The 6,855-nt window shown below is 73.3% G+C and carries 7 protein-coding genes; 4 read left to right on the top strand and 3 right to left on the bottom strand.

From position 1 onward, the window contains the following. Positions 1 to 198: 198 nt before the first annotated feature. Positions 199 to 816 carry a helix-turn-helix domain-containing protein gene (locus tag ACFRCR_RS15370; protein WP_377678728.1) on the bottom strand — a complete coding sequence of 206 codons (618 nt, stop codon included), beginning with the start codon at positions 814 to 816 and terminating at the stop codon, positions 199 to 201. A gap of 80 nt (positions 817 to 896) precedes the next feature. Between ACFRCR_RS15370 and ACFRCR_RS15365 the strand changes: the two genes are divergently transcribed. Further along, positions 897 to 1,931, top strand: coding sequence for an NAD(P)/FAD-dependent oxidoreductase (locus ACFRCR_RS15365; RefSeq protein ID WP_377678726.1), 1,035 nt, complete (start codon positions 897 to 899; stop codon positions 1,929 to 1,931). Positions 1,932 to 2,080: 149 nt separating this feature from the next. Next, the gene (locus ACFRCR_RS15360; RefSeq protein WP_377678724.1) at positions 2,081 to 2,599 is read left to right on the top strand and encodes a GNAT family N-acetyltransferase; all 519 of its coding nucleotides are present in this window, start codon (positions 2,081 to 2,083) and stop codon (positions 2,597 to 2,599) included. A 68-nt stretch (positions 2,600 to 2,667) separates the two neighbouring features. Here the strand turns inward: ACFRCR_RS15360 and ACFRCR_RS15355 are convergent, their stop codons facing one another. Then, positions 2,668 to 3,744 carry a thiamine-phosphate kinase gene (locus tag ACFRCR_RS15355; protein ID WP_377678722.1) on the bottom strand — a complete coding sequence of 359 codons (1,077 nt, stop codon included), beginning with the start codon at positions 3,742 to 3,744 and terminating at the stop codon, positions 2,668 to 2,670. 53 nt (positions 3,745 to 3,797) lie between these two features. Between ACFRCR_RS15355 and ACFRCR_RS15350 the strand changes: the two genes are divergently transcribed. After that, complete coding sequence (locus tag ACFRCR_RS15350) at positions 3,798 to 4,289, top strand: DUF3515 domain-containing protein (protein ID WP_377678720.1); 492 nt, start codon at positions 3,798 to 3,800, stop codon at positions 4,287 to 4,289. Between the two features lie 92 nt (positions 4,290 to 4,381). Here the strand turns inward: ACFRCR_RS15350 and ACFRCR_RS15345 are convergent, their stop codons facing one another. Continuing rightward, the gene (locus ACFRCR_RS15345; protein ID WP_377678718.1) at positions 4,382 to 5,521 is read right to left on the bottom strand and encodes a D-alanine--D-alanine ligase family protein; all 1,140 of its coding nucleotides are present in this window, start codon (positions 5,519 to 5,521) and stop codon (positions 4,382 to 4,384) included. Positions 5,522 to 5,616: 95 nt separating this feature from the next. Between ACFRCR_RS15345 and ACFRCR_RS15340 the strand changes: the two genes are divergently transcribed. Continuing rightward, a complete protein-coding gene (locus ACFRCR_RS15340) occupies positions 5,617 to 6,789 on the top strand; it encodes an acyl-CoA dehydrogenase family protein (protein ID WP_377678717.1) in 1,173 nt (390 codons plus the stop codon). Positions 6,790 to 6,855 lie beyond the last annotated feature (66 nt).

The raw sequence follows: 6,855 nt of genomic DNA, 5'->3' as shown, positions 1-6,855 counted from the left end.
TCTCAACGCCTGCACAACGGGCATGAAGGCCGGCACGGTCTTCCTTCACGACTTAGCCTACCCGCTCGTACCCCCAAAGCCCGCCTGGACACGACCTGGCGGGCTTTCGCGTTCCCGGGAACACCGTGCCCGACGGCGGCGCTCCCCTGCGGCGCGGGGGCCGCGGTGTGCACGGGGTCGTCGAGGGCGACGGCCGCGTCAGTCGACGCGACGCTGCTTCGGCCGGGCCCGGAAGTGCGCCCGCTCCCCCTGGGGTCCGTGCAGGACGAGGAGCTCGACCGGGTGCTCGTCGGCGTTGAGGACGGCGTGCGGGGTGCGTGTGTCGAACTCCGCGGCCTCGCCCTCGCCCAGCACCAGGTCGTGCTCGCCGAGCAGGAGCCGCAGCCGCCCGCCCAGCACGTAGAGCCACTCGTAGCCCTCGTGCACCTTGGTCTCCGGCAGCACGTCCGAGGTCCGTCCGTGCAGGACCTGCTTGTAGGCCTGGACCCCGCCCGGACGGCGGGACAGCGGCAGGATCGTCGAGTCTCCGCGCCTCACGGGCCGCGCGTGGATGCGCGGGTCTCCCGTGGGCGGCGCGCCGACGAGCTCGTCGAGCGGGACCTCGTGCTCGCGCGCGAGCGGCAGCAGGAGCTCGAGCGTGGGACGCCTGCCTCCTGACTCCAGGCGGGACAGGGTGCTCACGGAGATGCCCGTGCGGTCGGAGAGCTCGACGAGGGTCAGCTGACGCTGCTGTCGCAGCGCGCGCAGCCGAGGACCGACGGCCTCGAGCGCGGCGGCGAAGGGGTCGTCCTCTGGTGCGTCCACGGGTGCGTCCATGGACCCGAGTTTGCCACCCTGGCAACAGGAATTGCCACCGACGCCCCTGCACGCCGATGCTCGTCGAGGAGGTGGTCCCCATGACCCGCACGACCCCGACACCCGCCACGGGTGAGAACACGCACACCGACGCCACGCCCCACGTCCACGACGTGATCGTCGTCGGAGGGGGCGCGGCCGGGCTCAGCGGAGCCCTGACCCTCGCCCGCGCCCGGCGCGACGTGCTCGTGGTCGACGCCGGTCGCCCCCGCAACGCCCCCGCCGCGCACATGCACGGCTACCTGTCCCGCGACGGCGAGGACCCTGCCGCGCTCCTGGCCGCCGGGCGCGGCGAGGTCGCCGCGTACGGCGGCCGCATCACGCAGGGCACGGTCGAGTCGGCCGCCCGGCTGCCGGACGGCGGCTTCGAGGTCCGTCTCGCGGACGGCCGGGACCTGCACGCTCGACAGCTGCTCGTCACCACGGGGCTCGTCGACGAGCTGCCCGCGGTCCCCGGGGTCGCCGAGCGCTGGGGCAGGGACGTCCTGCACTGCCCGTACTGCCACGGCTGGGAGGTGCGCGACCGGGCCGTGGGCATCCTCGCCACGAGCCCGATGGCGCTCCACCAGGCCCAGATGTGGCGGCAGTGGACCGACGACGTGACGCTCTTCCTCCACGGGTCGCCCGCACCGGACGCACCGACCCGCGCCGCGCTCGACGCGCGCGGCGTCACGGTCGTCGACGGTCCGGTCGAGGCCCTCGACGTCCAGGACGGCGCACTGAGCGGCGTGCGACTGGCGTCCGGCGACGTCGTGCCGTGCGACGCCCTCGTCGTCGCGCCCCGCTTCACCGCCCGGTCCGCGGTCCTGGAGTCCCTGGGGATCGAGACCGCGGAGCAGGTCGTCGACGGCACGGTGGTCGGGACGTACGTCCCGTCGGACCCGATGGGAGCGACCTCGTCGCCCGGTGTTCGCGTCGCGGGCAACGTCACGAACATCATGGCCCAGGTCGTCGCAGCGGCCGCCGCCGGGGTCCAGGCAGCTGCGGCGACCAACGCCGACCTGATCGCCGACGACGTCCGACGAGCGGTCGCGGGCTCCGTCGGCACCCGGCAGGCGCCCGTGGGCAAAGGCTGAGAGGATCGGTGGACGACGGGCCGCGAGGGGCGACGCCGACGGCCCAGCCACCCCTCGTCGAAGCCGACAACACATCCCCTTGGGGAGATTTGCTGAAGATCCAGACAAAGAGGGTTGGCGAATCTCCACGGAAGTGGCAGGATTTGGTCATGGTGACGGAACTCAACGAGGTAACGATCCGCACGGCGACACCGCAGGACGCGGCGTCGATCGCCCAGGTGCACATCGCCTCCTGGCGCGGTGCCTACGCCGGGATCGTCCCCGACGAGTACCTGGCCTCGCTCGACCACGACAAGCGTGAGTCCGCCTGGACCACGAACCTCACGAACTCCGGCGCGGACATCCTGCTCGCCGAGGCCGACGGCCGCGCCCTCGGTTTCGCCAGCATCGGGCCGGCCCGCGACGAGGACGCCGACGACGGCGACCTCGAGATCTACGCCATCTACCTCGACCCCGAGGCGTGGGGCCGTGGCGTCGCCCGTGACCTGATGAGGACCATGCTCGGCAAGGTCCCCCCGCGCACCCCTGTCTCCCTGTGGGTGCTCAAGGACAACGACCGCGCGCAGCACTTCTACCGCCGCCACGGGTTCGCCCCGGACGGCGTCGAGCGCCGCGACGACATCGGCGGCCGTGACCTGACCCAGGTGCGGTACCGCCGCAGGTCCTGACGCCGGGCCTCCGACAGCTCTCCCGTCGAGGGGGTCGCCCGAGAGGGTGGCCCCGTCGTCCGAGGGCCTCAGCCGCGGAAGTGGTCCCACCCCACGCCGTGCGCACGGGGCGCGGCCCCGTCGACCGTGACCGCCGGACGTCCGGTGTGAGAGGCCGCGGGTCCCGCAGCCACCACGCGCCCGACCGCCCGGAACGGCTCCGGGAGGACCGTCCCCGCGGGGAAGGTCGCGAGCAGCCCGTGATCCTCACCGCCCGTCAGGACCCAGTCGCGAGCCAGCGCCGCCCTGTCGCCCGACCCCGCGACGTCCTCGGCGGCGGACGGCCACTCCCCCGCCGGACGCCGACCCGTGGCCGAGCTCACGGCGGACGCCGCACGGGCGAGCCGGTCGAGGTCCGCCGCGAACGAGTCGAGGTCCAGGTCGATCCCGACGCCGCTCGCGCGGGCGACACGACCCGCGTCCCGCAGCAGCCCGTCGGACAGGTCCAGCATCGCGGTCGCACCGGCCTCGGCCGCCGCAGGGCCAGCGGCGAGCGGCGGCTCGGGCCGCAGGTACGCGTCGACCAGCTCGCGGTCCGCGTCCCCCAGGTCGTGGTCGAGCAGGGCGAGCCCCGCGGCGGACCAGCCTCTGCGCCCGGCGTGCGCGACGACGTCGGACACCTGGGCACCCGAACGCAGGACCGGCGCCCGACCGCCCAGGTCCCCGTGGACCGTGACCGCGACGACCACGTCGTCGCCGCTCGACAGGTCACCCCCGACGACGGCCGCGCCGCTCGGCGCGCACGCCGCGGCGAGGCCGCGCGCGAGACCCGTGACCCACCCGACGGGCAGGTGCCCCGGGACCACGAGCGAGACCACGAGCGACGTGGGCCGTGCCCCCATGGCCGCGATGTCGGCGAGGTTCTGCATGGCGGCCCGCCACCCGACGTCGTACCCCGTGGACCACTCCGGGCGGAAGTGTCGCCGCTCGACCAGGACGTCCGTCGAGACGACGAAGCGCCCGTCGGGCGCACTGACCACGGCCGAGTCGTCACCGGGGCCCACGAGGGTCGCCTCGCCCGTCGGCAGGAGCGGGAAGATCGCCGCGAGCAGCTCCTCCTCCGAGGTCTCGCGCACCAGGGTCGGGTTCTCGTTCGGATCGCTCACGGCGCCACCTTACGCGGGAGCGGCACGCCCGCCGGAGCGGCTACCGTTGGAGGGTGCTGAACGCCCCTCGTACCCCTGCCCGACGCCGGACGCTCACCGCGATCCTGCTGGTCGCCGTCGCCGCGGGCCTCGGCGCCTGCGCACCGACCATCGGTGTCCCGGTCGCGGACGACGCCGCGAACCCGAAGTGTGCCGAGGTCGTCCTCGCCGTCCCCGACGAGCTCGCAGGCCTCCCCAAGATCAAGACCGACAGCCAGGCCACCGCCGCCTGGGGCGAGCCCGGTGCGGCCGTGACGCTGCGCTGCGGCGTGACCCCGCCCGAGCCCACCACGGTCGGATGCATGGGCGTGCCGAGCAACGCCGGGAGCGTCGACTGGATCGTCACCGACGACGGCAAGGACACCTGGACCTTCGTGACCTACGGCCGCGACCCCGCGGTCGAGGTCCAGCTCCCCCCGGCCGTGAGCACGACCCGCACCTCGTCGTTCGTCTCGGACCTCAACCGCGCGGTGTCCAAGGTCGAGCAGACCCGCTACTGCATGTAGGGCACACCACCCGGGCGTGCCCCAGGACGACGAGAGCGCGCCGCCCCGTGAGGGGTGGCGCGCTCGTCTGTCGGGTCAGGCGGCCGGGACGGTCAGCGCAGGCCCGTGGGGCGCTGCAGCGCGAGCTGGATGAGCTCGTCGATCAGCTCCGGGTACGTGATCCCGGACTTCTCCCACATGCGCGGGTACATCGAGAACGGCGTGAAGCCCGGCATCGTGTTGATCTCGTTGACGATGACCTGGCCGTCGGTCGTCACGAACACGTCGACGCGCGAGAGCCCCTCGGCGCCCACCGCCTCGAACGTGCGGACCGCGATGTCGCGGACCTCGTCGACGAGGTGCGGCGGCAGGTCGGCCGGGCAGCTCAGCTCGACTCCCGCCTCGTCGAGGTACTTGGCCTCGAAGTCGTAGAAGTCGTGGTGCGCGTCGGTCACGACGATCTCGCCGGGCAGCGACGCCCGCGGGCGCTCGCCCTCACGTCCGCCGAGGACCGCGCACTCGATCTCGCGTCCCACGACCCCGGCCTCGACCAGGACCTTCGGGTCGTGCCGGCGGGCCTCCGCGATCGCCGCGGGCAGGTCCGCGAGGTCGTCGACCTTGGTGATCCCGAGGCTCGACCCCGCACGCGCCGGCTTCACGAACACGGGCAGCCCCAGACCCGCGACGGTCTCGGTCCACGCTGCCGGGTTGCGGTCCCACTCCCCCGGACGGATGACCGTGTACGGCGCGATGGGCAGCCCCTGGCCTGCGAGCACCAGCTTCATGAACTGCTTGTCCATGCCCACGGCGGAGGCGAGCACGCCCGCGCCCACGTAGGGGACGTCGGCGAGCTCGAGCAGGCCCTGGAGCGTGCCGTCCTCGCCGAACGGACCGTGGAGCAGCGGGAAGACGACGTCGACCTCGCCCAGCTCGCGTGGGAACTCGCCCGGCTCCAGGACGCGCAGCGCGCGCTGCCCCACCGCGAGCGGCAGCAGCACCTCGCCGGCGGAGGCCGTGACCTCCGGCAGGTTGCCGGGCGTGATCTCCCAGCGCTCGGGCTCGTCGGCAGCGAGCACCCACTGCCCCGCCTTGGTGATCCCGACGGGGATGACCTCGTAGCGCTCGCGGTCGATCGCGCGCATCACACCACCCGCGGTGGCGCACGAGATCACGTGCTCGCCGGAGCGTCCGCCGAAGAGGATGAGGACGCGCGTCTTGCGCGCGGGAGCACTGGGTTCTGGCTGGTTGGACATCGCCGACGACCCTACCGGAACCGCACTCGACAGCGTGAACAGGAGCGGGCGGGCGAGGTGCCCGGAAAGTGGAGGAGCGGTGGTAGAACGGGGGCATGACCTCTCCGCTGCTGACCGACGACCTGCTCGACCGCATCCGCTCGCGCGCCGCGACCTACGACCGGGAGAACGCGTTCTTCACCGAGGACTTCGAGGAGCTGACCGCGGCCGGCTACCTGAAGGCGTTCGTGCCCGCCGCGATGGGCGGCCCGGGCCTGGGCCTGCGCGACGTCGCGCACGAGCAGATCCGCCTCGCGGGCGCAGCGCCCGCAACCGCGCTCGCCGTGAACATGCACCACGTGTGGACCGGCGTCGCGCGCTACCTGTACGAGCGCGGTGACCACTCGCTCGACTTCGTCCTGGAGGAGGCCGCGCGGGGCGAGGTCTTCGCGTTCGGCTACTCCGAGCCAGGCAACGACCTGGTGCTCTTCGGGTCCAGGACGCAGGCCCGTCCCGACGGCGAGGGCGGATACTCGTTCCACGGCCGGAAGATCTTCACGTCCCTGTCCCCCGCGTGGACGCGGCTGGGGGTGCTCGGGATCGAGACGGCCACCGAGGACGGCCCCGCGCTGGAGGGCGACCCGCTCCTCGTGCACGCTTTCGTGACACGCGCGGGCGGCGGCGTCGACGTGCTCGATGACTGGGACACGGTCGGCATGCGCGCGAGCCAGAGCCGCACGACCATGCTCGTGGGCGCGCACGCCCCGGCCGACCGGGTCGTGCGCCGGTTGGCCCCCGGACCCTCGACCGACCCGCTCGTGCTCGCGATCTTCACGACGTTCGAGGTCCTCCTCGCGTCGGTGTACACGGGAATCGGCAAGCGCGCCCTCGAGCTCGCCGTCGAGAACGCCCACCGGCGCACGTCGATGAAGAACGGCGGCAGGCCTTTGTCGCAGGACCCCGACATCCGCTGGCGGGTCGCCGACGCGGGCATCGCGATGGACGGGATCTACCCGCAGATCGACCAGGTGGCGGGCGAGATCGACGCCCTCGTGGACCGGGGTGCGGGCTGGTTCACGGCCGTCGCAGGACTCAAGGTGCGGGCCACCGAGACGGCGCGCGTCGTCGTCGACCAGGCGATCCGGGTGTCCGGCGGCTCGTCGTACTTCGCGTCGTCCGAGCTCGGGCGGCTCTACCGCGACGTGCTCGCCGGGATCTTCCACCCGTCCGACGACGAGTCCGCGCACTCGACGTTCGCGAGCGCGCTGCTCGGACCGGTCGAGGACTGACGGGGGCTGACGGGGGCTGAGGTCGCGTCGAGTGTGCAGTTCGGGTCGTCCCGGCACGGCTGGCGA

It is taken from the genome of Oerskovia sp. NPDC056781, from assembly GCF_042789955.1.
In the GTDB taxonomy this organism is placed as follows: Bacteria; Actinomycetota; Actinomycetes; order Actinomycetales; family Cellulomonadaceae; genus Oerskovia; species Oerskovia rustica.
The sequence above is the reverse complement of the archived record's forward strand: the minus strand, read 5'-3'. Positions and strand labels throughout refer to the sequence as shown.